The 23,830-nt window shown below is 67.1% G+C and carries 27 protein-coding genes and 1 tRNA gene; 4 read left to right on the forward strand and 24 right to left on the reverse strand.

The window, feature by feature from the left end:
- The first annotated feature begins 92 nt into the window (after positions 1–92).
- On the forward strand, positions 93–761 hold the full coding sequence (locus AC3IPM_RS14765) for a DUF3011 domain-containing protein (protein WP_489300740.1): 669 nt from the start codon (positions 93–95) through the stop codon (positions 759–761).
- Positions 762–773: 12 nt separating this feature from the next.
- Here the strand turns inward: AC3IPM_RS14765 and AC3IPM_RS14770 are convergent, their stop codons facing one another.
- From AC3IPM_RS14770 to AC3IPM_RS14780, 3 genes are all read right to left on the reverse strand, one after another.
- The gene (locus AC3IPM_RS14770; protein ID WP_489300741.1) at positions 774–1,439 is read right to left on the reverse strand and encodes an MliC family protein; all 666 of its coding nucleotides are present in this window, start codon (positions 1,437–1,439) and stop codon (positions 774–776) included.
- Between the two features lie 80 nt (positions 1,440–1,519).
- On the reverse strand, positions 1,520–2,320 hold the full coding sequence (locus tag AC3IPM_RS14775; protein WP_489304164.1) for an alpha/beta hydrolase: 801 nt from the start codon (positions 2,318–2,320) through the stop codon (positions 1,520–1,522).
- A 229-nt stretch (positions 2,321–2,549) separates the two neighbouring features.
- Positions 2,550–3,440, reverse strand: coding sequence for an NAD-dependent epimerase/dehydratase family protein (locus AC3IPM_RS14780; RefSeq protein WP_489300743.1), 891 nt, complete (start codon positions 3,438–3,440; stop codon positions 2,550–2,552).
- Positions 3,441–3,600: 160 nt separating this feature from the next.
- Between AC3IPM_RS14780 and AC3IPM_RS14785 the strand changes: the two genes are divergently transcribed.
- Positions 3,601–4,464: a hypothetical protein gene (locus tag AC3IPM_RS14785; RefSeq protein ID WP_489300744.1), complete on the forward strand. Its 864-nt coding sequence runs from the start codon at positions 3,601–3,603 to the stop codon at positions 4,462–4,464.
- 59 nt (positions 4,465–4,523) lie between these two features.
- A complete protein-coding gene (locus AC3IPM_RS14790; protein ID WP_489300745.1) occupies positions 4,524–5,351 on the forward strand; it encodes a DUF8616 domain-containing protein in 828 nt (275 codons plus the stop codon).
- 13 nt (positions 5,352–5,364) lie between these two features.
- On the opposite strand, the gene AC3IPM_RS14795 is transcribed toward AC3IPM_RS14790, so the two are convergent.
- From AC3IPM_RS14795 to aspS, 20 genes are all read right to left on the reverse strand, one after another.
- The gene (locus AC3IPM_RS14795; protein WP_489300747.1) at positions 5,365–5,850 is read right to left on the reverse strand and encodes a GFA family protein; all 486 of its coding nucleotides are present in this window, start codon (positions 5,848–5,850) and stop codon (positions 5,365–5,367) included.
- A gap of 84 nt (positions 5,851–5,934) precedes the next feature.
- Positions 5,935–6,010 (reverse strand) — tRNA-Lys (locus AC3IPM_RS14800).
- A gap of 82 nt (positions 6,011–6,092) precedes the next feature.
- Positions 6,093–6,758, reverse strand: a complete 666-nt coding sequence (gene queC, locus AC3IPM_RS14805) for a 7-cyano-7-deazaguanine synthase QueC (protein ID WP_489300748.1) — start codon at positions 6,756–6,758, stop codon at positions 6,093–6,095.
- Positions 6,759–6,859: 101 nt separating this feature from the next.
- Positions 6,860–7,558, reverse strand: coding sequence for a 7-carboxy-7-deazaguanine synthase QueE (queE, locus tag AC3IPM_RS14810; protein ID WP_489300749.1), 699 nt, complete (start codon positions 7,556–7,558; stop codon positions 6,860–6,862).
- A 134-nt stretch (positions 7,559–7,692) separates the two neighbouring features.
- Positions 7,693–8,499, reverse strand: coding sequence for a tol-pal system protein YbgF (gene ybgF / locus AC3IPM_RS14815; protein WP_489300750.1), 807 nt, complete (start codon positions 8,497–8,499; stop codon positions 7,693–7,695).
- A gap of 3 nt (positions 8,500–8,502) precedes the next feature.
- The gene (gene pal, locus AC3IPM_RS14820; RefSeq protein WP_489300751.1) at positions 8,503–9,021 is read right to left on the reverse strand and encodes a peptidoglycan-associated lipoprotein Pal; all 519 of its coding nucleotides are present in this window, start codon (positions 9,019–9,021) and stop codon (positions 8,503–8,505) included.
- Between the two features lie 65 nt (positions 9,022–9,086).
- Positions 9,087–10,406, reverse strand: coding sequence for a Tol-Pal system beta propeller repeat protein TolB (tolB, locus tag AC3IPM_RS14825; RefSeq protein WP_489300753.1), 1,320 nt, complete (start codon positions 10,404–10,406; stop codon positions 9,087–9,089).
- A gap of 163 nt (positions 10,407–10,569) precedes the next feature.
- Positions 10,570–11,634 (reverse strand): cell envelope integrity protein TolA, encoded by a 1,065-nt coding sequence (tolA, locus tag AC3IPM_RS14830; protein ID WP_489300754.1) that lies wholly within the window; start codon positions 11,632–11,634, stop codon positions 10,570–10,572.
- Entirely contained in the window at positions 11,624–12,052 is a 429-nt protein-coding gene (gene tolR, locus AC3IPM_RS14835; protein WP_489300755.1) for a protein TolR, read from the reverse strand. Before tolR ends, tolA begins: the two co-directional genes overlap by 11 nt.
- Before the next feature lie 24 nt (positions 12,053–12,076).
- Complete coding sequence (tolQ, locus tag AC3IPM_RS14840; protein WP_489300756.1) at positions 12,077–12,859, reverse strand: protein TolQ; 783 nt, start codon at positions 12,857–12,859, stop codon at positions 12,077–12,079.
- A gap of 10 nt (positions 12,860–12,869) precedes the next feature.
- A complete protein-coding gene (ybgC, locus tag AC3IPM_RS14845; protein ID WP_489300757.1) occupies positions 12,870–13,301 on the reverse strand; it encodes a tol-pal system-associated acyl-CoA thioesterase in 432 nt (143 codons plus the stop codon).
- Positions 13,291–14,331, reverse strand: coding sequence for a Holliday junction branch migration DNA helicase RuvB (ruvB, locus tag AC3IPM_RS14850; protein WP_489300758.1), 1,041 nt, complete (start codon positions 14,329–14,331; stop codon positions 13,291–13,293). Before ruvB ends, ybgC begins: the two co-directional genes overlap by 11 nt.
- A gap of 259 nt (positions 14,332–14,590) precedes the next feature.
- The gene (locus AC3IPM_RS14855) at positions 14,591–16,510 is read right to left on the reverse strand and encodes a potassium transporter Kup (protein WP_489300759.1); all 1,920 of its coding nucleotides are present in this window, start codon (positions 16,508–16,510) and stop codon (positions 14,591–14,593) included.
- A 50-nt stretch (positions 16,511–16,560) separates the two neighbouring features.
- The gene (ruvA, locus tag AC3IPM_RS14860; protein WP_489300760.1) at positions 16,561–17,151 is read right to left on the reverse strand and encodes a Holliday junction branch migration protein RuvA; all 591 of its coding nucleotides are present in this window, start codon (positions 17,149–17,151) and stop codon (positions 16,561–16,563) included.
- Between the two features lie 10 nt (positions 17,152–17,161).
- Positions 17,162–17,683 carry a crossover junction endodeoxyribonuclease RuvC gene (ruvC, locus tag AC3IPM_RS14865; RefSeq protein ID WP_489300761.1) on the reverse strand — a complete coding sequence of 174 codons (522 nt, stop codon included), beginning with the start codon at positions 17,681–17,683 and terminating at the stop codon, positions 17,162–17,164.
- An 88-nt stretch (positions 17,684–17,771) separates the two neighbouring features.
- Entirely contained in the window at positions 17,772–18,503 is a 732-nt protein-coding gene (locus tag AC3IPM_RS14870) for a YebC/PmpR family DNA-binding transcriptional regulator (protein WP_489300762.1), read from the reverse strand.
- A gap of 95 nt (positions 18,504–18,598) precedes the next feature.
- Complete coding sequence (locus AC3IPM_RS14875) at positions 18,599–19,231, reverse strand: esterase/lipase family protein (RefSeq protein ID WP_489300763.1); 633 nt, start codon at positions 19,229–19,231, stop codon at positions 18,599–18,601.
- A gap of 88 nt (positions 19,232–19,319) precedes the next feature.
- The gene (locus AC3IPM_RS14880; RefSeq protein WP_489300764.1) at positions 19,320–19,844 is read right to left on the reverse strand and encodes a GNAT family N-acetyltransferase; all 525 of its coding nucleotides are present in this window, start codon (positions 19,842–19,844) and stop codon (positions 19,320–19,322) included.
- A gap of 20 nt (positions 19,845–19,864) precedes the next feature.
- Positions 19,865–20,212 carry a DNA primase gene (locus AC3IPM_RS14885; protein ID WP_489300766.1) on the reverse strand — a complete coding sequence of 116 codons (348 nt, stop codon included), beginning with the start codon at positions 20,210–20,212 and terminating at the stop codon, positions 19,865–19,867.
- 30 nt (positions 20,213–20,242) lie between these two features.
- Positions 20,243–21,994, reverse strand: a complete 1,752-nt coding sequence (gene aspS, locus AC3IPM_RS14890; protein WP_489300767.1) for an aspartate--tRNA ligase — start codon at positions 21,992–21,994, stop codon at positions 20,243–20,245.
- A 202-nt stretch (positions 21,995–22,196) separates the two neighbouring features.
- Between aspS and AC3IPM_RS14895 the strand changes: the two genes are divergently transcribed.
- Entirely contained in the window at positions 22,197–23,123 is a 927-nt protein-coding gene (locus tag AC3IPM_RS14895; protein ID WP_489300768.1) for a DUF3011 domain-containing protein, read from the forward strand.
- 23 nt (positions 23,124–23,146) lie between these two features.
- Here the strand turns inward: AC3IPM_RS14895 and AC3IPM_RS14900 are convergent, their stop codons facing one another.
- A complete protein-coding gene (locus AC3IPM_RS14900) occupies positions 23,147–23,791 on the reverse strand; it encodes a hypothetical protein (RefSeq protein WP_489300770.1) in 645 nt (214 codons plus the stop codon).
- Positions 23,792–23,830: the final 39 nt, after the last annotated feature.

Consider the following 23,830-nt stretch of genomic DNA (forward strand, 5'->3'; position numbering starts at 1 on the left):
AGGCCCCCGCTTTCATCCGGTTTTCATCAGCGCCCACCCATCGTCCGCGGTGCGGGCCGCGTGTGCCCGTCCCTCCTACCGGAATCCGGACCATGCAGACCCGCTTGCTGTTGGCCACCCCGCTGCTGCTGATCGCCTCGCTCACCGATGCGCGCGCCGACGATTTCGTCACCTGCGAAAGCCGCGACAACCGCTACCAGTCCTGTGCCTTGCCGCGCGCCGGCTATGTCACCCTGGAACGGCAGTTGTCCGGCGCCGAGTGCCGGCAGGGCCGCAGCTGGGATTACGACCGCCGCGAGGTCTGGGTCGATGATGGTTGCCGGGCCTCGTTCCGCGTGCGCGGCGGTGGTTCGCATGACCGCGATGACGATGACGACAACCACCACGATGCCAAGGTGGCCGCCGGCGTACTGATCGGCGCGGCTATCCTCGGCGCGCTGGTGCACAACGCCAACAAACAGGACGAGCGCTACGACGACAGCAACTATCAGGGGGCGCGCCACACGTCCTATGTGCCCGGCTGGATGGTGGGTGAGTTCGAAGGCTACAACCCGACTTACGACGCCGATATCCGCATGCGCATCGACAGCGACGGGCGCATGTCCGCGCAGGCACGCGGGCAGACCCTGTCCGGCTGGGTCAATGGAGGCCAGCTCAACGTGGGCAGCAACGTGTTCGACATCAGCCAGAGCCACGACGGCTTCGTCACCACCGAAGTGGGGGATCGCCAGAACGAAGTGCGTTACCGCCGCGTGCGCTGAGCGGCCCCGGGCTCAGCCTCCGACCTTGCAGCTCAGCGCAGTGCCGTAGAAGTCCAGCGTCGCCTCGCCCTGGTGTTCCCAGAATGCCACGCCTTCGCGGGTGTAGCGGCTGCCGCTGGCAGCCTCCGCCGGGAACACGATGGCCTGGTCGTTGCCCCAGTGGATGATCGCCGCCTGCGGCGCGATGTCGTTGTAGAAGGCCACCGTGACCGGCTTGCTGTTGCCTTCGCAGGTGTAACCCACCGGCTTGGGCGCTGGCACGCTGCCGCTGGCGATGTTCAATTCCACGATGCGGGTCTGGTAGGACTCCACCAGGCAGCGCTTGGCATCCACCGCCTGCCAGCAGGCATCGCGGCCCTTCACCCAGCCGCGCTGCTCGGCGGCGATATCCAGCTCGTCCGGGCTGGTCTGCACGCGCTTGTAGAGGGCGGCCAGCTGGAGGTCCAGCGCCGACAGTCCGGCATCGGCGCAGACCTGCTTCTCGGCCTCGGACTGCGCCTTGGCACAGTCGAATGAAGGCGCCTGAAGCGCCGGCGTGGCAGGTGCTGGCGTGGCTGATACCGGCGCAGTCGTCGCAGGCTTCTCAGCGGTGGCCGGTGCGGTCTGTTCGGACGGCGCGGGTTTGGAACAGGCCGCGAGCGCAAGCGCCCCCACACCCAGCAGGACGAAACGGTTCATGGCACCTCCAACGACGATCAGCACGAAGAGGGGCTATTGTGCGCCAACGCCTGCGTGCGCGATGTGCAGGCCCCGGCCGTTCAAGGGGCGGTCGGTTCCGGCGTCGGCTTGAACAGCGTGCGCAGCGCCTGCAGCGCGGCCGGGTGGTAGATCGTCTGGTGGGTCTCTTCGGGCAATGGCAGGTAGCTGATGGTCAGCTCCGGCACCTGCGTGCCCACCTGCGCGTGGAAGCGCGCACTGGCCGCAGCGATCTCCGCCTGGCTGCTGCTGGCCAGGAACAGGCGCTTGCCCTGCACGTTGCTCGCCTTCAGCAGGGCGACGGCGTCCTCCACCAGCGCGCCGTGATTCCACCACAGGCTGGGGTCCAGTGCGATATAGGTATCGAACAGATCCGGTTCGTGCAGCAGGGTGTCCACCGCGAACAGGCCGGCCAGCGATTCACCGATGATCGCCGTCTCGCCCGTGGTCGGGTAACGCTGGCGCACCTGCGGCATCAACGCCGTGCGCAGGAACATGCGAAAGGCTGCCGCGCCACCCACGCGTGGGGCGATCTTGCGGTCTTCCGGGTCGGTGGTGGGGCCGGTCAGGTCGCGCCGGCGCTCGGTGTTCTCGATGCCCACCAGCAGGAAGGGGCGCATGCTGCCGTTGCCGACCAGCACCTGCACCAGCCCCGCCACATGCAGGAAGTCCTCGCCAATGCCGCCGTCGGGCATATACAGCACCGGCAGCGGCGCATCGGCCGGCACGTTCCAGGCGCTGGGCCGGTACACGTTGATGCGGCGCGTTTCGCCCAACGCGGTTGAAGCCACGGTGAAAGTTTCACCGATCACCAGCGGCGCGGCGGCGGCAGGCGCGGGAGGCGTGGCTGGGGTCGCCGCCATTGCCGCGGGCGCGAGCAACGCCGCGCCACAGCACAGCGTGGCCAGCAGGCCGACCGTGGCCTTACCGGCCCGGCGGAAGATCAATGTGTGCTGCTGCCCCGCCGGTCCGAATGCCACGTGCGTTGTTTCCCTGGAGTAAGTAGCCAAGCGGCCGGGCAACATTATGTGCCGCGCGGTTGCCGCGCGGCCATCTGCAGCACGGCATGACCCTGCAGCATGCGCGAGTGCTTCATTCAACCGCGCAATCTTCCACCCGTGGCGCCTGTGGCAGCACTTCGATCGAACGCGCCTCCAGCTGCGCCAGCACTGCCTCCGGTCCACGCTGGCTGCGCCAACCCAAACCGATGCTGGCCGCGCGCGCGTCGTGGATACGGTCCACCACCGGCAACTGCCACCCACGCCGGTCGTACTCGGCCAGCCAGCGCGGGCAGCGCGTGGCCAGCACCCGGCGCGGCTGGTGCACCAAGGCCTCGCAGTCCTCGGGCAGGAACGGCGTCCAGCCACTGGCGATATAGCGCTGGAACGCCGGCCCGTCGTTGCCCAGCGCCGCCACATGCGCATCGGCCACGTCACGCACATCGATGCCACGGTGCAGCCGGTACAGCAGCAGCCGATCGGCGGTTTCCGGGAAGCAACGCGACATGCGGATCACCCGCACCTCGAAGCCCGGCCCCGCCGCCTCTTCCAGCCACTGTTCGGCGGCCAGCTTGGAGCGGTGATAAACGGTGCGTGGCTGCGGCACGGTGTGCTCATCGATCCAGGTGCACTGCCCGGGCACGATCGCGTGGCCATACAGCGCGGTGGTGCTGGTGAACACGAAGCGCGACACGCCGGCTTCGCGCGCCAGCATCGCCAGCACGCGGGTGCCTTCGACATTGATCCGATGGAACTCGGTGTCCGGCATCAGCCCGACATGCGGTGCGTGCAGTGCCGCAGCATGGATCACCGCATCCACACCGACCAGCGCACCGCGCAGTATCCGCGCATCGGTGAAGTCGGCCACATGGCGAGTGGTATTGAAGGGGTTGCGGTCGATCCCGACCACCTCGTGCCGTGCGGCGAGCGCGCCATAGATTGCGCGCCCGACCCGGCCTGAACTTCCTGTCAGGAGAATCTTCACTGTGTTGCACATGGTCAGCGCCCGGGAGCTACCGGGATGGACTGATTGTAGCCAGTGTCCATGCCAAACGCGCTGTCGGTAGTAAATCCCTTTCGCTTGCCGCATTGCCGGGGTTTCCCCTACGCTTTCTGCGGTAAAAATGGTTCAGGAACTGCTCCACGTGCAGGGTCACCCCTCTCCTTTCCCCGCCCAACCGCCGACATCGGCTCGCAGTGCGCGCATCTACCCGCGCGCACTCTGGGCGCTGGGCGTCCTGGTCACTCTGCTGGCCGCCGCGCCTCTCCGCGCCGACGACATCCCGCCACACCTGATGGCCCAGTACGAAGCCGCGCGGGACTATCAGAACCTGCTGGAGGAGGCCGATGCCGCCCGCGATCCTGCCCGCCTGGACAGCCAGCACGCACAAGATCTGCTGGCCGCCGTGACCAACCAGCGCGACGTGCTGGATCCGCCTTACCCGCCGCAGGACCTCGGCCTGTTGATCAACGCCTGCGAGTACGGCAAGACGCTCACCACGCAGCTGATGAACTTCAACGCGCCCACCCTGCCCGACGCGGGCCTGGCCGACCCTGAGGCCGCGGCCAGCCTGGAGCGCCAGGGCATCCAGAACGCCCGGCGTTTCCAGGCGCAGCTGACCGTGCTGCTGCCCTTCCAGCTGCACTGCGGCGCGCGCATGCAGCCGCTGCTGGAAGAATGGTGGGCCGTGGCAACACCGGAGGAGCTCGCCGGATTGGGGCCGGCGGGCACCGACATGCTGCGTCGGAATGTGCAGCGCCAGTATTTGGAGATATTGGCGGTGGCCGCGGCGCAGCCTGCGCGCAGTGAACTCAAGCAAGCACTGATGGTGGCGCTGGGTGAATCCGCCCGTGCGTATGCGCGCATGCTGCAACCGGCGCAGCGCGAGGAAGTGGTGGAGGCATTGGGCGAAGCACTTGAACTCGCCGACGCGGCGCATCACGGTTCGTTGCAGGGCGCGGCTGACGCGTTCCAGGGCACCCGCTGCGATGCGCTCTGCCAGCGGTGATGCTGCCTCGCCTTGTGTGATCAAATCGACGTCCAGCACCATCTGCCCCTGGCCACCTGATGAAATCCGCCCTGCTCGCGCTCTGCCTGCTCAGCCCTGTCGCGCTGGCCTGCGATGTCCCGGCCCTGCCCTTGTCGGGTTCGATCAGCGTGACGACCTGCTCCCCACAGCAGGGCGCAACGGATTGCATGTCCGCCGGCCAGGCGCTGTACGACTACATCGAGGCGATGCCGGACAGCGATGCGGTGTTCACGATCGCGCTGCAGGCAAGCCCCTGGCGCATGTATGACGGGGAGATGCGCATCCTCACCGTCGACGATGTGGCCGATGCGATCAGGCCTCACCTTGATGGGAAACCCGAGCGCGTCGAACTGGTCGGCTCCTGGACCGGGGTGTCTGCCCAGCCCGGTGTGCCCTCGCTTGCCACTCGCGTCTCAAAAGCGCTGGACGGCTTTCCAGTGACGGGGGAAGACGGCTTTCTCTGGTTGACCAAGACGGGAACGCGACGCACCACGCGCCAGGCATTCACGCTGCGCGAGGGCGCAGGCCGGTACTTCCTGCCCAAGGACGCCGACGTTCTCGTGCCTCTCGTCGCGGGCTGGCCTGCGGAAACACAGCAGCAGATTCCTGCGGACGACGCCGACATGCGAATGCGCGCCGCGGCCGGTTGGGATGTCTTCTTCCTCTGCCCGGACAAGGCCCTCGCCGGCTTCAAGGACGCGGCAGCCAAAGGCAGCGCCATTGCCGCCTACAACGCCGCGATCATGCTGTTGGAACGCGACGCCGCTGACGACCGTGCTGCCGCACTGGCGCTGCTCGAGCGCGGTGCGGCACTCGGCGATGCCCGGTCGCGTGAACGGCTGGACGCCGAACACGCACGCAGATGATCCCGATGACGTGTTACGGCGCGTACGTGGGGCCATCCCACCCATCGAGGTACTTCGGCAGATCATCCGACACGTCGACTACGCGCTGCCGATAGAACAGATGCAGGGTGGGCGCCAACGCCGCATCCAGCGCCCCGTCCGTTGCACGGGCGACCAGAGCATTGGGGACCACACGCATTCCCAGTCGATTGGTACCAAATACAACGTCTCCGCACACACCACAGAATGTCTTCGTCAATTGTTTTTCAGGATGGTTGAAGGTCAGCGCCGCGCCCGCTTCGACGCGGACGGCGTCAGCCTCCCACGCTGTCGCGGAAAACATGGAAGCCCCGTAGAAACCTCTGCATGTCGAACAGTGGCAGTTCGCACGCGCGACCGGTGCTCCATGTAGTTCAACGGAAACGTTACCGCACAGGCACGCAAGACGAAGCGACATGACTATCTCAACGGAGCAATGACAAGCACCTAGTGTAGTGCTCCATTGTTCAGCGACGGACATTGATCAAACCCGGCAAGCCGCTCCGGCAGTTTTCCCGGAGCCACAAAAAAGGCGCCCTGCGGGCGCCTAAGTTGTTGATGCAATTGGTGGGCCGTGATGGATTCGAACCATCGACCAAAAGATTAAAAGTCTTCTGCTCTACCGACTGAGCTAACGGCCCATTGCATGCCCCGGCATCGCGCCGGGGGTGCGCATTCTAACCCATCTTGATGCCCCGGCGCACGCACCGGGTGAGCGGCCGATCAGGCGTAACGGGTCGGGTCGGCCACGCCGGCATCGGTGAAGCCCTGCGCGCGCAGGCGGCAGGCGTCGCAATGGCCGCAGGCCGCGCCGCTGTCGTCGGCGTTGTAGCAGGACACGGTCAGGCCGAAATCCACGCCCAGGCGCACGCCTTCACGCACGATATCGGCCTTGCTCAGGAACTGCAGCGGGGCATGCACCTGGATGCCCGCACCCTCCACACCGGCCTTGGTGGCCAGGTTGGCCAGGGCCTGGAAGGCCTGGATGAACTCCGGGCGGCAGTCCGGGTAGCCGGAGTAGTCCACGGCGTTGACGCCGCAGAAGATGTCGCTGGCACCCAGCACTTCGGCCCAGCCCAGCGCCACCGATAGCATGATGGTGTTGCGCGCCGGCACGTAGGTGACCGGGATGCCCTCGCCGCCCGCCTCGGGCACGTCGATGTCATCGGTGAGCGCCGAGCCGCCGATGCTGCGCAGGTCGACGTTGACGGTCTTGTGCGCGACCGCGCCCAGCGCGGTGGCGACGAGCGCGGCGGCATCAAGTTCGGAGGTGTGGCGCTGGCCGTAGCGCACGCTCAGGGCATGCACGGCGAAGTCCTGTTCACGGGCAATGGCGACGACGGCGGCGGAGTCCATGCCGCCGGACAGGAGGACGACTGCTTTCTTCATGGGGGTGTTTCCGGTGGGTTGCAGGGAACCAGCACGCTGTCCCGCGCCGGGTACATCAATCAAAAAGTGGCCTATCGAGCGGCCGCCTGGCAGCCACAGGGCTAGCGGCCCGGGGCGTCGTCCCAGAGGATCTTGTGCAGCTGCATCTGGAAGCGCACGGGTAGCCTGTCCTCGACGATCCAGTCGGCCAGTTCACGCGGGGTGATCTGGCCCTTGCTGGGCGAGAACAGCACCATGCTGCGCGTGTTGAGCTGGTGCTCGCGGACCATCCCGCGTGCCCAGTCGTAATCCTCGCGGCTGCAGATGACGAACTTGATCTGGTCGCGACGGGTCAGCAGCGGCAGGTTCTCCAGCCGGTTGCGGGCCATCTCGCCGGAACCGGGCGTCTTCAGGTCGACCACGCGCGACACGCGGGCGTCCACGCCACTGACGTCCAGCGCGCCGGAGGTTTCCAGCGAGACGTCCATACCGGCATCGCACAGCTTCTCCAGCAGCACCAGGCAGCGCTTCTGCGCCAGCGGCTCACCGCCGGTCACGCAGACGTGCTGCACGCCCTGGGCCAGGACCTCGGCGACGATGTCATCGATGTCCCACCAGGTACCGCCATGGAAGGCGTAGGCGGTATCGCAGTAGGTGCAGCGCAGCGGGCAGCCGGTCAGGCGCACGAACACGGTCGGCCAGCCGGCGGTATCGGCTTCGCCCTGCAGGGAGGTGAAAATCTCGGTGATCTTCAGCCGGGGCAGCGGCGACTGCACGATCTCGCTGGGGAGCGCGGCGGCGGCGGACAGGGTGGCGGTCATGGCGGTGATTCTTGGAATACGGCGTCGGAAACGACAACAGCCGAGCATGGCTCGGCCCTACAGGACGCCCGGCAATGCGGGCGCGCAATCGAACATTATAGCGGCCGCTGCCGGTCAGGCGAGGCCAGGGCCGTTCAGCGGATCTGCTGACCCAGCCGGATCGACTGCAGACGGTCCTGCGCGGTGCGCGCGGCATCGGAGCCGGGATACGTGGACACAACCTGTTCCAGGGTCGCCTGGGCCTGGTCGACCTTGCCTTCGCCAAACTGCGACAGGCCGATCTTGAGCAGGCCACCGGACGCCTTGTCATGGGTCGGGTAGCGCGAGATGAGATCGCGGAACTGCGTCTCAGCCAGCGGGAAATTGCGGGTGGCGTAGTAGCTTTCACCCAGCCAGTACAGCGCGTTGGGGGTGTAGACGCCGTTGGGGTAGAGCTCCAGGAAGCTCATGAACAGCTGGGCCGAATCGTCGTACTTGCCGGCCTTGAGTGAATCAAACGCGACGTTGTAGGCGGTCCGCTCATCGCCAGTGGCGACCAGACTGCCGGCATCGCCGTGCACGGAGGGCGGCCGCTCGGACGCGGCCTGTGCCGGTTTCGGGGCTGCGGCCGGCGGGGGCGCGGTCGCGGCGGGGGTGGCAGGAAGCGCGGGGGCGCCACCTTCCAACCGGTTCAAGCGGCTGTCCAGATCCAGGTACTGATCCTTGCCGGTCTGCTTGAGCTGCTCGTTGTCGTGCTGAAGCTGCTCCACCTGCGACTGCAGCGCCTGCACCTGGGTGCGGAGCTGGTTCAGCTGGTTGAGCATGTCCATGTTGGACTGGTTGTTCTGCACCTGCTGCTCAAGCGAGCCGACGCGGTCGGCCAGGCTCTGGCGCTGCGCATTGGCCGGTGCGGCAGCCACCAGGGCTGCCGCAACGATCATCGATAGAAATCGAAAGCGCATCTATTACTGAGCCGTGTACACGATCTCGACGCGACGGTTCTGCGACCAGCAGGACTCGCCCGACTCGGTGCAGACCGGACGCTCTTCACCGTAGGACACGACGGTCAGCTGCGAAGCCGAGCCACCGTTGGCCTGCAGTGCCGAGGACACGCCGTTGCCACGACGCTCGCCCAGAGCCTGGTTGTACGCGCGCGAACCGCGCTCGTCGGTGTGGCCCTGCAGGGTCATGCGCGAGGACGGACGGTCACGCAGGTACTTGGCGTGGCACGCCATGATGGCCTGGAATTCCGGCTTCACTTCTTCCTTGTCCAGGTCGAAGTAGACAACGCGCTGGCGCAGGCAGGAATCGGTATCCAGGTCGCCCGGGCCGTACAGGCCGGAGGTCGACGGGCCGGTCGGGGTGGTGGTCGAGGTGCCGGTGTCAACCGGGGCTGCCGGCTGTTCCTTCACTTTCTTGGAGCAACCGGCCAGGGCGGCCACGGACAACAGGGAGACAAGCAGAACGCGGGTGGTCTTGTTCATGGCGATACCTTTGAGGCTCCTAAAGCCGGATGTGGGATGAATACGGTGGAAATCTTAACACTCTGTTAGCGCTTTGTACGGTAAGGCGACCAAGAAGGCTCGCGAACGTCACCGTCTGCCAAAACCAGCCGCTGGCGCACGCGCGCATCGGCCGAAACGGCATACAACACTCCTCGACCACCCTCACGGGCGGCATACAACACCATGCTTGCGTTGGGCGCAAAGCTCGGCGATTCGTCCAGCGAACCCGGCGACAGCGTGCTCCAGCGTGCCGAACCCAGGCTGCTGTCCATCATCGCGATCTTGTAGGTGTTGCCGCTGCCCTGGGCCACCACCAGCTTCTTGCCGTCGAAAGACAGGCTCGGGGTGGCGTTGTAGTTGCCCTGGAAGGTCACGCGCGAGGCGCTGCCACCACTGGAGGGCACCTGGTAGATCTGCGGGCGGCCGCCACGGTCGGAGGTGAAGTAGACGTTGGCGCCATCGGCACTCCAGGTCGGCTCGGTGTCGATGGCGAAGTGGTTGGTCAGCTGGGTCAGCTGCTTGCTGCCCAGGTCCATCACGTAGATTTCCGGGTTGCCGCTGCGCGACAGCGACAGGGCCAGGCGACGGCCGTCCGGGGAGAACGACGGGGCGCTGTTGATGCCGCGGAAGCTGGTGACCAGCTCACGCGCGCCGGTGCCGATGTTCTGGATGTAGATCGCCGAGTTGCCCCGCTCGAAGCTGACGTAGGCCAGGCGGTTGCCGTCCGGGCTCCACGACGGCGACAGCAGCGGCTCGGCCGAACGCACGATGGTCTGCGGGTTGAAGCCGTCCGAATCGGCCACCATCAGCGCATAGCGCATGGCATCGCCTTTGCCGCTGGCGGTGACGTAGGCGATACGGGTCCAGAAGGCGCCGCGCACGCCGGTGACCTTCTCGTAGATGGCGTCGGCCATCTGGTGGGCGACATCGCGCATGGCATTGCCACGGGCGGTCATGGCCAGGCCGAGCACGCGCTCGCCCTTGGGCACGTCATACATTTCGTATTCGACGCGGTAGGCACCGGCGCCGGCATCGAGCACGCGCCCGACCACGATGTAGTTCTGCTTCAGCGCGCGCCAGGTGGCGAACTGGATCTCGCTGCCACGGGTGGGACGCTCCACGATCTGCGCTTCGGGCAGGGTGCGGAACTGGCCCGAACGCTCCAGGTCGGCACGCACCACGGCGGCGACGTCGGTCTGCGGCGCACCGGCCGAGCCTTGGTACGGCATCGGGACCACGGTGATCGGCAGCGCGGACGCGTTGCCGCCGATGATGTCGATATCCAACCCCTTCTGCTGCGCCAGGGCAGCAAAGGGCAGCAACAGGGCCGCAAACACGGCAAGCCAGCGAGGCATCTTCTTCATGGATCGCTCAAATAGGGAAAAACAGCAACGAGGGATAACAGGACAGCGGTGAACGGTTTCGCAATCATGAACCAAAGGCACGTGAAAGCAGAGTCACTGCGCACGCCGAACTCACGTCGCGTTAACGAGCGGCGACCTGCAAGGCCCGCCGTCGTCCATCCGCTCAGTGATCCTGTGCGGTAAAGGTGAAGTTGATGGTGCGGCTGAACACCGTCTCGAAGCCCCGGTAAGGCAAGGGCTGCGCATTGAGCACCGCCGCTTCGATCGAACGCCGGCCGGCCTCGTCGAACGGGCAGTCGGGGCTGACCTTGGCGCTGTTGACCGTGCCACCCGGCAGCTGCTGGATGACGATCTTGCAGCGCTGGCCGAACGGCACGTTGTCCGGACGCGTCCACGCGCCCAGCACCTTCTGCTGGATCGCGGCGGCGTACTTGGCACTGAGGTCATCGCTGGTGCCACCGGCACCGGCAGCCGGCTTGGCCGCACCGGTGGCGCCGGCGGTCGAGGCGGTGGCGCTGGCGGCCCGCGCGGCGGTCACCTGGCGCAGCTTCTGTTCGGCCAGCTTGGCTTCGTTTTCAGCCTGCGCGCGCTTGCGACGGAGCTCGGCCAGTTTCTTGTCGCGCTCGGCGTCGGCCTTGGCGTCATTGGCCTTTTTTTCCTGCTCGGCGAGCTTCTTCTTCTGGTCAGCTTCTTCCTGCTGCTTGGCCAGGCGCAGCTTCTGCTCGGCCTGGTCCTGGCGCTGGCGCTCGGTCAGGTCGATCTGTTCCTGGCGGCGCTTGGCTTCCTGCTCCTGCTTGGCCTTTTCGGCCGAGATCGCCAGGGCGTTGACTGCCTCCTGGTCAACCTTGTCGGGCTGGGCGACGCGTTCCTGGGCCTGTTGCTGCTGCGGCGTGGGCGCATCCTGTGGACGCGGCTCGGCGATCGGCTGCGGCGGCGGCACGGTGTCTTCCGGGATCGGCTCGGGCTGGGCGACCGGCTCGGGCAAATCGGGCAGCTTTTCCGAGGCATTCAGGGCCTGGCGGGCGGCGGCGGCTTCGGAGGCCGACAGCTGCAGGCTGGCTTCGATGGCCGGGTCGCCGGCGGCGGCCTCGGTGCTGCGTTGCGGCGACCACAGCCACGCGGCGATGAACACCAGCGCGAGCAGCAGGTGCACGCCGAGCGCCAGCGCGATCGGCAGACCCCACTTTTCCTCGGACTGGCGCTGCGGTGGCAGGGCGTCAGCGTGCATCGGTCGCCAGACCCACCTTTTCCACGTTGGCGCGCTTGATCACGTCCATGGCCGCGACCACCTTTTCATAGGCCACGGCGCGGTCGGCGGCGACGATCACGCGCACATTCTTGTCCTGTGCGGCCAGAGCGCCGAGCTGCGCCTGCAGCTGGCCGGCATCCATCAGCGCCGGTTCCTTGGCCTCGGGCAGCTTCAGGCTGAGCTGGCCGTCCAAGCGGACCGAGACGATCACCGGGTCCTGCTTGCTCTCCAGGGCCTTGGCCTGGGAATTGGGCAGGTCGACATCAAAGCTCAGCGTGAGCAGCGGCGCGGTGACCATGAAGATGATCAGCAGCACCAGCATGACGTCGATGTACGGCACGACGTTGATTTCGGATTTGAGCTTGCGGCGCTTGCGGCGGCCGATGGCAGCAGTCATGGCAGGGTCCTTGTGCTGGGGCGCTTACTCGTCGCCCGCGCTCTGGCGCTGCAGGATCGAGCTGAACTCTTCTGCGAAGGTTTCGAAACGGACCGACATGCGCTCCACGCGGGTGGTGAAGCGGTTGTAGGCCCACACGGCCGGGATCGCCACGAACAGGCCGATGGCGGTGGCGAACAGGGCTTCGGAGATACCCGGGGCCACCGAGGCGATACCCGCCTGCTCACCGCTGTTGATCATGTCGTGCATGGTCACCATGATGCCGAACACGGTGCCGACCAGGCCCACGTAGGGCGCGGTGGAACCGATGTTGGCCAGCAGCTCCAGGCTGCGTTCCATCTGGTCCACTTCACGGGTGTAGGTGGTGCGCATGGCGCGCTGGGCACCTTCGAGCTGGGCACGACCGTCCAGCCGGCGCTTGTCGCGCAGGCGGGTGAACTCGCGGAAACCGGCTTCGAAGATCGCCTCCAGGCCGCCCACCTTGCGGTTGCGGTCGGTGGCGGCGCTGTACAGCTTGCCCAGGTCGGCGCCGGACCAGAAGCGGCTTTCGAACTCGTCGGCCTCCCGGTTGGCGGCGTTGAACACCCGCGATTTGCGGAAGATGATCACCCAGCTGATGAACGAACCGGCCAGCAGCAGCAGCACGATGATCTTCACCGGCAGGCTGGCCTTGATCATCAGGTCCAGGTAATTGATGCCGCCACCGCCATGCGCGGCCTGCGCAACCGTGTGCGCCGCGGCACTGGTCACTTCCTGCGGCAGCGCTTCGGTCACCGTGGCCTGCAGGGCCAGGAGCATTGCGATCATCCGTTGTTCCTCACTGTGCGGATACTTGAAGTTCGTAGGGTTTCAACGCGGCGAGCAGTGCATCGCCCATACCGCGTGGTTTGAAAGTGGAGGCATCCAATGCCGCGATCCTGACCTGGGCGGTCAGCAGCGTTTCATCGCCGCGACACACGGTCTGGTCAAACACCATGCTGGCGCGCTTGCACTGCACCAGCGTGGCGGTCACGTCCAGCGCATCGTCCAGCCGCGCCGGCTTGAGGAAATCCAGGGTCATCGCGCGGACCGCGAAGACCAGGCCATGGTCGGTGCGCGTGCGCTCCTGACCATAGCCCAATGCCCGCATCCATTCGGTCCGCGCCCGTTCCATGAAGGCCACGTAGCGGGCGTGGTAAACCACGCCACCTGCGTCGGTATCTTCCCAATAGATGCGTGTCGGCCAACTGAACCGGGGTTCAACTGCCATCGATGGCCTCCGCGAACAGGTCCGCCGGCGGGTTCTTCGGCTTCAGCCCCAGGTGCCGGTAGGCCTTGTGCGTGCACATGCGGCCGCGCGCGGTCCGGATCAGGTAGCCCTGCTGGATCAGGTACGGCTCGACCACGTCTTCCAGCGTGCCGCGCTCTTCAGACAGTGCCGCCGCCAGCGATTCGACGCCGACCGGGCCACCGTCGAAGTAGTCGACCATGGTCCGCAGCAGGCGCCGGTCCAGCTCGTCGAAGCCTTCCGGGTCCACCTTGAGCATCTGCATGGCCGCCTGCGCCACGTCCTGGTCGATATGGCCGGCGGCCTTGACCTGGGCGTAGTCGCGCACGCGCCGCAGCAGCCGGTTGGCGATACGCGGGGTGCCGCGGGAGCGCCGCGCGATCTCGGCGGCGCCTTCGGCGGTACAGTCGATGTTGAGGATGGCGGCCGAGCGGCGCACGATCTTCGTCAGTTCTTCCGGGGTGTAGAACTCCAGCCGGTGCACGATGCCGAAGCGGTCGCGCAGCGGCGCGGTCAGCAGCCCGGCGCGGGTGGTGGCCCCGATCAGGGTGAACGGCGGCAGGTCGATCTTGATCGAGCGCGCCGCGGGGCCCTCGCCGATCATGATGTCGATCTGGAAATCTTCCATCGCCGGGTACAGCACTTCCTCGACCACGGGCGAGAGGCGGTGGATCTCATCGATGAACAGCACATCGTGCGGCTGCAGGTTGGTCAGCAGCGCGGCCAGGTCGCCGGCCTTTTCGATCACCGGGCCGGAGGTGACCCGCAGGGCCACGCCCAGCTCATTGGCGATCACGTGGCTCAAGGTGGTCTTGCCCAGCCCGGGCGGGCCGAAGATCAGCACGTGGTCGAGGGCATCGCCACGGGCCTTGGTTGCCTCGATATAGATCGACAGCTGCTCGCGCACGGGCGCCTGGCCAAGGTAATCGGCCATGCGCTTGGGGCGGATGCTGGCGTCGGTGCCCTCGTCTTCGCGGGTGGCACCGGCACCGATGATGCGGTCGTCGGTCATGCGGCAATTATGCGGCAAAAGCGTGACGACCAACGGTCGTCACCCACCGAAACCCCGCCCGTCCCGGGCCAAAACCGCCGGTGGCAGCACAAGAACAGGTCGTGCCGGCCGCTGGCCGGCTCCGGGCGATGCAGGCGCTACGGGGAGCCGGCCAGCGGCCGGCACTACCGGAAACCCATCGGAGGAGAGGTGGCATGCCGCGGGGCCCACGGTTTGCGAAGCGAACCGTGGGGCGCAGCGCAGGTCGAGATCTGACGCGTCAGATCTCGACCTGCGCACCGAGTTCGACCAGGCGGTTGCCCGGAATCCGGAAGAACACCGTTGCCGGCGCGGCATTGCGGTGCATCAGCGCGAACAGCTTGTCGCGCCAGATCGGCATGCCGCGGTTGGCGGTCGCCACGATGGTCTCGCGGCTGGCGAAGAAGGTGGTGTCCATCGGGTCGAAGTAGATCCCACCGTGGTCGCACGAGCGCATCAGCGCCAACGGCACGTCCGGGGTCTCCATGAAGCCGAAGCGCACGTAGATCCGGTAGAACTCATCGCCCACCGATTCGATCTTCAGACGCTGCCCTTCCGACGCATACGGCACCGGCAGGGTCACCACGTGCAGGAACACGTTGCGCTCATGCAGCACCTTGTTGTGCTTGAGGTTGTGCATCAGCGCATGCGGGGCCACGGTCGGGTCGGCGGTGAGGAACACCGCCGTACCCGGCACGCGTACCGGCGGCGCCAGCATCAGCCCAGGCAGGAAGGTGTCGATGCGGATGCCGTCCTTGCGGATCTCATCGCGCAGCAGCTCGCGGCCACGCCGCCAGGTGCGCATCATGGTGAACAGCACGATGCCCAGCACCACCGGGAACCAGGCGCCCTGCAGCAGCTTGGCGCCGTTGGCGATCACGAAGCCCAGGTCGATGATGAAGAAGACCACGCACAGCGGAATGATCCAGTAGCGCGACTTCGGCCACAGCGCGCGGGCCACCAGCGCCAGCAGCAGGGTATCGATGAGCATGGTCGCCGACACCGAGATGCCGTAGGCCACGGCCAGGTTGGACGAGCTGCGGAAGGCCAGCACCAGCCCGATCACCATCACCGCGATGCCCCAGTTGATGCCCGGGATGTAGATCTGGCCGATGGTGTCATGCGAGGTGTGGGTGATCCGCATGCGCGGGATGTAGCCCAGCTGCATGGCCTGGCGCGAGACCGAGAACGCACCGGTGATCACCGACTGCGAGGCGATCACCGCCGCCATGGTGGCCAGGATGATCATCGGGTACAGCGCCCATTCCGGCACCGCCTCGAAGAACGGGTTCTTGACCGCTTCGGGGTTGTTGAGCACCAGCGCGCCCTGCCCCAGGTAGTTCAGCACCAGGCACGGCAGCACGAAGAAGTACCAGGCATGGCGGATGGGCTTGGCCCCGAAGTGGCCCATGTCGGCATACAGCGCCTCGCCACCGGTCACCGCCAGCACCACCGCGCCGAGGATGAAGATGCCGTGCCAGCCGTGCTCCATGAAGAAGCGCAGCGCCCACATCGGGTTGAAGGCCTTGAGCACTTCCGGGGCGTCGACGATGTTCCAGATGCCGATCGCGGCGAGCGAAATGAACCAGATCGAGGTGATCGGCCCGAACAGCTTGCCGATCTTCTCGGTGCCGAAGCGCTGCACGGCGAACACCGCCAGCAGCACCACCACGGTGATCGGCACGATGAAGGCATGTAGACCCGGTGCGGCCACTTCCAGGCCCTCGACCGCGCCGAGCACGGAGATGGCCGGGGTAATCACGCCATCGCCGAAGAACAGCGAGGCGCCGAAGATGCCCAGGATGCCCACCACATAGGCCGAGCGCGAGCCATGCCGCAGCGTGCGCTGGGTCAGCGCCATCAGCGCCATGATGCCGCCCTCGCCCTCGTTGTCGGCGCGCATGATGATGGTGACGTACTTGAGCGTCACCACGATGTTCAGCGCCCAGAACGCCAGCGACAGCACGCCCAGCACGGTGTCATGGTCGCTGGTGAGGCCGTAGTGCGGGGAGAACGCTTCCTTCAGCGTGTACAGCGGGCTGGTACCGATGTCGCCGAACACCACGCCGATGGCGCCGATGATCAGCGCCATGCCGCCGGCGGCCGGGGCGTGCCCGTGCGCGGTGTGGCTGCTGTCGTGCTGGGTGGGAGAGGTGGACATGGGGCTCCGGGCGGGACGCGTTCGGTATCAGGAAGAAGGCAGCGCGCGGGTCAGCGCAGCGCGGCCTGCAGGGCCTTGCGGATGACGGTGGCGACATCGTCGCCCTCGGCGTTGGCGTCACGCGCCATGCGCGCCGCTTCGGCGGGCTTGTAGCCCAGCTGCTGCAGCGCCACGGTGGCCTCGGAAACCGGGTCGGTGGCCGGTGCGGCACCGGCGATCGGCGACCCGCCGCCGCCGAAGTTGGCCGCACGGTCGCGCAGTTCCAGCACCATGCGCTCGGCGGTCTTCTTGCCGATGCCCGGGATGCGGGTCAGCGCGGTGATGTCACCGGCCTGCAGCATCCGCGCGAACTCGTCCACGCTCACCCCGGACAGTACCGCCAGCGCGATCTTGGCGCCGATCCCGCTGACCTTCTGCACGTCGCGGAACAGGCGGCGCTCGCCCTCGCGCAGGAAGCCGTACAGCGACACGCTGTCTTCCTTCTGCGCGTAGTGGGTGAACAAGGTGACCTCGCGGCCCAGCTCGGGCAGGTCGTAGAAGGTGCTCATCGGCGCCTCCAGCTCGTAACCGACGCCATTGACGTCGATCAGCAGCCACGGCGGCGCCTTGTAAGCCACGATCCCGCGCAGACGACCAATCATGCAGTGTTCCTCATTTCCGGCTCCAGGCCATGCGGGCATTGACGCCCAGGCGTAGCGCCGTGGCCCGAACATGGGCGTGGGTGATGGCCACGGCCAACGCATCGGCGGCGTCGGCCTGCAGCTTGGTTTTCAGGTTGAGCATAAGCCCGACCATGTGTTGGACCTGTTGCTTTTCCGCGCCACCGCGGCCGACCACGGCCAGCTTGATCTCGGTGGCGGCGTACTCGCTGACCGGCAGGTCGCGCATCACCACCGCCGAGATGGCCGCGCCGCGCGCCTGGCCCAGCTTGAGCGCCGAATCAGGGTTGCGTGCCATGAACACCTTCTCGATGGCGACTTCGTCGGGGCGGTATTCCTCGACCAGGGCGTTCAGGCCCAGCACCAGCAGCTTCATCCGCTGCGGGAAGTCGTCCGCGCCGAGCAGCACCAGCGGCAGGTGGTGGACATGCACCACCTTGCCGGCGGCGTCCACATCAATGATGCCCACCCCGGTGCGCTGTGAACCGGGGTCGATGCCGAGGATGCGGGTCATGCGCTGGGGGGAACAGGGAACGACAGGAGTCATCATGGTCCGCATTGTCCGCTCACCGGTCGCGCAAAGCGACCGGTGCCGCGCACGCTCAGGCGTAGGCGTCCGCGCCGAGATCGGCGTTGGAGAACACGTCCTGCACGTCGTCGATGTCTTCGAGCATGTCCAGCAGCTTCTTGACCTGCAGGACGGTGTCGCCCTCGACCTTGATGTCGTTGTCGGCGCGGAAGGTCAGTTCGGCGTGGTCCGGGGTCAGCTTGGCCGCTTCCATGGCGTCCTTGACCGCGTGGTAGCTGTCCGCGGCGGTCAACACGTCGATCGCGCCGTCTTCCGGGTACACCACGATGTCGTCCGCGCCGGCCTCGATGGCCGCCTCGGTGATGGCCTCTTCATTGGCGCCGGCGGCGAAATGCAGCACGCCCACGCGCTTGAACATGAAGGACACCGAGCCTTCGGTACCCATGTTGCCGCCACACTTGCTGAACGCGTGGCGGACATCGGCCACGGTGCGCACACGGTTGTCGGTCAGGCAGTCCACGATCACGGCCACGCCACCGGGGGCATAGCCCTCGTAGCGGATCTCTTCGTATTCCACGCCTTCCAGTTCACCGGTGGCCTTCTTGATGGCGCGTTCGATCACGTCCTTGGACATGTTCGAGGCCAGGCCCTTGTCCATCGCCACGCGCAGCCGCGGGTTGTTGTTGGGGTCGCCTCCACCGCCGCGCGCGGCGACGCCGATCTCACGGATGATCTTGGTGAAAATCTTGCCGCGCTTCGCGTCAGACGCGTTTTTGCGGTTCTCGATGGAGGGGCCTCTACCCATGGGTGTTTCCGTTGCTTGCGTCAGGAACAGGGCGCGAATTCTACCTGATCCCCCGCCCGCACCGTGTTAGCCCTGCCCTGCCCCGGCGGCCCGGCTCAGGCGGCGTGGGCGGCGCGGTCTTGGCGGAAGCGCCCATCGCGCAGGAACGCGGCGGTCTGGCGCGCCGCATCCGGGGAAAACACCAGCCCGCTGTGGCTGGCCGGGACCACGCAATGGTCGGCCAGCCCTGGCAGGCGGGTCTCGTCCAGCGCCACGGTGCCGTCCGAGCGCTCGCCCATGGCCCCCAGCAGGCTGCCCAGCCCGTGCGGGACGGACCCTGCGATCAGCCCGACCTCGGCCGCGCCCTCCCAGGCCGGCAGCCCATCGAGCAGCAGCTCGCTGCTGCGGCCCAGCGCCAGCGACCAGCCGTGCTCGGCCAGCGAACGCGCCGTGCTGCTGCCGCGCAGCGGCGAGCCCAGGCAGACCACCCGCGACACCGGCAACCCGGGTTGCTGGCGCAGCGCCTCCAGCGCGACCAGCCCGCCCAGGCTGTGCCCGACCAGCGAGACCGGGCCGCTGCCCTGCAGGCGTTCAAGCAGTTGCGGCACGGCCACGTCGGGGCCGCCAAACACGCTGGAATAGCCGAAGGTATCCACGCTGAAACCGCGTGCGCGCAGGCGCCAGGCCAGCGGGCCCACCCAGGCGCGCGCATTCCAGATGCCGTGAAGCAGTAAAACCGGGGGAGTCATGCAACGAGCCTAATGGGTGTCATGCAGGTCAGGGTGAAGAAAGCCGGGGCAGACCACCATTGAACGAATGGACCGGAAGGCAAAGCACTCAGCGTGCCGGGGTCGGCGGCCGCCGCAGGATGAACTCCAGGTCGCGCACGCTGCCGACCGGGAACTCATAGGTGCCCACTTTGCTGAACCCATAGCGGGCATAGAAACGCTGGGCGCCGAAATTCTCCGACCACACCCCCAGCCACAGCGGGCGCGGGCCGTCGCGTTCGAGCCAGTCCAGCGCAGTTTCGAACATGCGGCTGCCCCAGCCACAGCTCTGCTGGTCCTTGATCAGGTACAGCCGCTTGAGCTCGCCATCGCCAGGCTGCACGTCGGCGTGCGGCAGCCCGCAGGGGCCGGCGGCGGCGTGGCCGACCGCGACCCCATCCACCTCCAGCAGCCAGACCGCGTAGTCGGGGTGGGACAGGATGGTGCGCTGGCGGTCGACGGCGTAGGCCTCGGCGATGAAAGCGCCCAGGTCCTGCGCCGGGTAGAGGTGGCCGAAGGTTTCAACGAAGGTGCGCGTGGCCAACGCCGACAAGGTGTCGGCATCGTCCGGGGTGGCGCGTCGGATGGCGTACATGGCGGCGGCGGGCGCAGGCGTTACGCCCGGGCTCCGTCGGTGGCCTCGTCTTCGACGTCCTCTTCCTCGTCGTCTTCCTCCTCTTCCTCGTCCTCTTCCTCGTACTCCTCGTCGTCCTCTTCCTCGCCCTCTTCGCCGTCCTCGTCTTCGAGCTCTTCTTCGTCGTCCTCGTAATCTTCGACGCCGAAGTCCTCGCCGTCCCAACGGCCTTCGCCGTCGGTGACGAAGGTCAGGGCCATCGCGGCGGGGTGGGTGCCCACGCGCACCAGCCAGCCACCGAACACGCGGGCGCGCTCGGTCACCAGGCCGGCATCCGCCCCTTCATTGCCCAACCGCTCCCACTCCAGCGAAAACGCAAACTCGGTCATTGCCTGGATCTCCTGGTCAATCGGTGTGGATCAGTTCTTGCGCGGGCGGACCTGGACGTGCACTTCGGCCAGCTGTTCGTCCGGGATCGGCGACGGCGCGCCGGTCATCAGGCACTGCGCGCCGGTGGTCTTCGGGAACGGGATGACGTCGCGGATCGACTCGGTACCGGCCATCAGCGCGGCGATACGGTCGATACCAAAGGCGATGCCACCGTGCGGCGGCGCGCCGAAGCGCAGCGCGTCGAGCAGGAAGCCGAACTTGCCTTCGGCCTCTTCAGCACCGATGCCGAGCAGTTCAAACACCGCGCTCTGCATGTCCGAGCGGTGGATACGGATCGAACCGCCGCCGATCTCGTTGCCGTTGAGCACCATGTCGTAGCCGCGCGAGACGGCGGTCCTGGCATTGGCGCGCAGGTCGGCGATGTCGTCCACTGCCGGGGCGGTGAAGGGGTGATGCAGGGCGACGTAGCGCTGGGCTTCGTCGTCGTATTCGAACATCGGGAAGTCGGTGACCCACAGCGGCGCCCAGCTGGCGGCCACCAGGTTGAAGTCCTTGCCGGCCTTCAGGCGCAGCGCACCCATGAAGTCGGAGACCTTGTTGTAGCCACCGGCGCCGAAGAACACGATGTCGCCATTGCCCGCACCGACGTGCGCGACCAGGGCGGCGAAGGCCTCTTCGCTGAAGAACTTGGCGATCGGCGAGCTGACTTCGCCGTTGTCGGCGATCTTGATGTAGGCCAGGCCCTTGGCGCCGTACTTGGCGGCGTGCGCGGCGTACTCGTCGATCTGCTTGCGCGACAGCGCGGCACCGCCGGGAATGCACAGCGCGGCGACACGGCCCTCGGCATCGTTGGCCGCAGCGGTGAACACCGGGAACTCGCTGGTCTTCACCAGCTCGGCCACATCCACCAGCTCCAGCGCGATGCGCAGGTCCGGCTTGTCCGACCCGTAGCGACGCATCGCCTCGGCCCAGGTCATGCGCGGGAAGCTGGCGGCCAGCTCCACGTCCACCACTTCCTTGAAAATGGCGCGGATCATGTCTTCGACGAAGTTCTGCACGTCGGCCTCGCCAACGAAGGCGAACTCCATGTCCAGCTGGGTGAATTCCAGCTGGCGGTCCGCACGCAGGGCCTCATCGCGGAAGCAGCGCGCGATCTGGTAGTAGCGGTCGAAGCCGGCCACCATCAGGATCTGCTTGAACAGCTGCGGGCTCTGCGGCAGGGCGTAGAACTCGCCCGGGTGCATGCGCGCGGGCACCAGGAAGTCGCGGGCGCCTTCCGGGGTGGCCTTGGTCAGGATCGGGGTTTCGATGTCCTGGAAGCCGGTGGCATCCAGGTGGCGGCGCAGCGCCTGCACCAGCTTGATGCGGGTGCGCTGCATGCGCTGCATTTCCGGGCGGCGCAGGTCCAGGTAACGGTACTTCAGGCGGGTTTCCTCGCCCGGATTCTCGTGTGCGTGGAACGGCAGCGGCTCGGCCTTGTTGAGGATGGTGATGGCCGTGGCGATCACTTCCACCGTACCGGTGCGGAGCTTGTCGTTGGCCGCATGGCGCGCGCGCACCACGCCTTCCACCTGCAGCACGTCCTCGTAGCCCAGGCTGGCGGCCACGGCGAACACGGCGGCGTTGTCGACTTCCACCGTCACCTGCACGATGCCTTCATGATCGCGAAGATCGATGAAGCACACGCCGCCCTGGTTGCGGGCAACGTCGGTCCAGCCGGCGAGGGTAACGGTTTGGCCAATCAAGGTCTCATCGACCAGGCCGCAGAAGTGGGTACGCATGGGGGTAAAGCTCCGCAGGAGAATGCCGGCACCAGGTTGCACCGGACAGCCCTTTATTCTGCGGCGTAGCCCCGGCTGGGGCAAATCGGCCATCGTCAGCCCTGCCCCTGCGGGGCCCTTGCCCCGCCCGGCGGGCATCACATCGTGTGAACCCCGCCCCTTCCTATAGTCCGCGCACCAACGACCGCAAGGGGATGTCGCCATGAACCGCCGCCTTACCGTTGCCTGCCTCGCGCTCGCGCTGGGCTGTACCGCCCCGGCCGTACAGGCGCAGATCAGCGCCCGTGCCTACGCCCCGGAGAACCTGTCGCAGCTGTCCAGCAGCGACCGCAGCCGGGTGATCACCCAGGAATATGCCGACCAGTCCAACGGCCGCCGCATTCCCGACGACCAGCTGCGCTTCTACCTGGCCCAGGTCAACTCCGGCTGGGGTTTCTCACGGATCAAGCAGGACATGGCGACCTCGCTGGGCGGCGGAGGCGGCTGGAACGGCGGCGGCGGTAGCGGCGGCAACAACGGCACCGTGCGCTGCGAGAGCCAGAACAACCGCGAACGGGTCTGCAACACCGGCTGGCGCAGTGCCCAGCTGACCCGGCAGATTTCCGGCACCAAGTGCGAAGAGGGCCGCAACTGGGGCACGCGCAATGGCACGGTGTGGGTGACCGGCGGCTGCCGGGCCGAGTTCGTGGAAGGCCGCGGCAACTGGGGCGGTGGCGGTGGCGGTGGCGGCGGCACCGTGCGCTGCGAAAGCCAGGACAACCGCGAGCGCAGCTGCCCCACCAACTGGCGCAACGCCACCCTGGTCCGGCAGATCTCCGGCTCGGCGTGCGTGGAAGGCCAGACCTGGGGCGTGCGCAACGGTGCGATCTGGGTCAACCGCGGCTGCCGGGGCGAATTCGCCGAGGCCCGTGGCGGCTGGGGTGGCGGCGGTGGCAACAGCAACTACAGCGTGACCTGCAGCAGCAACAGCAACCGCCAGCAGAGCTGTGCCTGGGATGCCCGCCAGGGCCGCCCGGTACTGCTCCAGCAGCTGTCCGGCAGCGCCTGCGTGGAAGGCCGCAGCTGGGGTTACAGCAACAACGCGGTGTGGGTCAACAACGGCTGCCGCGCCCGCTTCGGGGTGCGCTGAGCCCCGCCGAGCCGGGCTTGATGCTACCGGGGTGCTGCCTCGCTGCCCTCGCTGCCCCACGGCGGCGGCGGCAGTGCCACCGGCTTGCTGAGGTCGAACACCACCTGGAAGTGGCGCCCCCCCGGCCGGGTCAGTTCGTAGACGAAGCGCTGGTCCGGCTGGACCTCCATCGCCCAGGTGTTCTCCACCGAGGCCGCCATGTCCGCCTTGCGGAACATCGCCACCGATTCGGCATCCACCGGGAAGGCCTGGCGCTCGGCGGTGCCCGGCGGGGTGCTGTCGCCGCCATACATCGTCACCGCATCCGGACTGCCATCGCGATGGCGATGGTCGTGCTTCAGGCGCAGGCCGGTGTCGGTGCGGCTGAGCACCCAGGTCCGCGAATGGTCATCGCCCACATGGAACGGGATGCGCAGCACGTGCGCCGGGTCCTCGCAGCCGCGCACATGCATCACCAGCCGCTTGCCGTCGAACGGGTCCGGGGTTGCGCTGCGCGGTTCGTTGACGACGACGCGGCCCTCGAAAGCCTTGCCGCAATGCGCGGCCACCGCGGCCAGGAAGGCATCGGCGGGCGCCATCGACACATCGTGGGCAACCGTATCGGGCTGGCCACCGCAAGCGGCCAGCAGCAGGACGGCGGAGAGGGGTGCGGCATGGAGTGGATTCATGGCCCCACCCTAGCCCGCACCGCCGGACAGCGCAAACGC

The sequence above is a fragment of the Stenotrophomonas sp. GL_111 genome (assembly GCF_057835245.1).